Annotated in this window: 1 protein-coding gene; it reads left to right on the forward strand. The window is 67.0% G+C overall.

Features of this window, described 5'->3' with window-relative positions; all coding sequences use genetic code 11:
- Positions 1-1,190 (forward strand): elongation factor Tu (gene tuf / locus MFF30_RS24340; RefSeq protein WP_056480538.1); only part of this gene is annotated, 1,190 nt, incomplete at its 3' end.

Below are 1,190 nucleotides of genomic sequence, written 5' to 3' on the forward strand. Positions count from 1 at the left end.
ATGGCCAAAGAGAAATTCGCGCGTACGAAGCCGCACTGCAACATTGGCACGATTGGTCACGTTGATCACGGCAAGACGTCGTTGACGGCGGCGATCACGAAGGTGCTGGCGGAGTCGGGCGGTGCGACGTTCACGGCCTACGACCAGATCGACAAGGCGCCGGAGGAGAAGGCGCGCGGGATCACGATCTCGACGGCGCACGTGGAGTACGAGACGGCCAACCGTCACTACGCGCACGTGGATTGCCCGGGCCACGCCGACTACGTGAAGAACATGATCACGGGCGCGGCGCAGATGGACGGCGCGATCCTGGTGGTGTCGGCGGCCGACGGCCCGATGCCGCAGACCCGCGAGCACATCCTGCTGGCCCGTCAGGTCGGCGTGCCGGCGCTGGTGGTGTTCCTGAACAAGGTCGACCTGGTCGACGACGCCGAGCTCCTCGAGCTCGTCGAGATGGAGGTGCGCGAGCTCCTCTCGAAGTACGACTTCCCCGGCGACGACATCCCGATCACCAAGGGCTCGGCCAAGGTGGCGCTGGACAACGGCGACAAGGCCGTCGGCCACGATGCCGTGCTGGCGCTGATGGCGTCGGTGGACGCCTACATCCCGCAGCCGGAGCGTCCGATCGACAAGCCGTTCCTGATGCCCATCGAGGACGTGTTCTCGATCTCGGGCCGCGGCACGGTGGTGACGGGTCGCGTCGAGCGCGGCATCGTCAAGGTCGGCGAGACGGTGGAGATCGTGGGCATCCGCGACACCCAGACCACCACGGTCACGGGCGTCGAGATGTTCCGCAAGCTGCTCGACCAGGGTCAGGCAGGCGACAACGTCGGCGTGCTGCTGCGCGGCACCAAGCGCGAGGACGTCGAGCGCGGCCAGGTCGTGTGCAAGCCCGGCTCGGTCAAGCCCCACACCAAGTTCAAGGCCGAGGCCTACATCCTCACCAAGGAGGAGGGCGGCCGCCACACGCCGTTCTTCACCAACTACCGCCCGCAGTTCTACTTCCGCACCACGGACGTGACCGGCGTGTGCGTGCTGCCCGAGGGCACCGAGATGGTGATGCCCGGCGACAGCGTGACCATGGACGTCACCCTGATCGTCCCCGTCGCCATGGAAGAGAAGCTGCGCTTCGCCATCCGTGAAGGCGGACGCACCGTCGGCGCCGGCGTCGTCGCCGCCATCAACGAGTA

The sequence above is a fragment of the Methylobacterium goesingense genome (assembly GCF_022179225.1).
Classification (GTDB): Bacteria; Pseudomonadota; Alphaproteobacteria; order Rhizobiales; family Beijerinckiaceae; genus Methylobacterium; species Methylobacterium goesingense.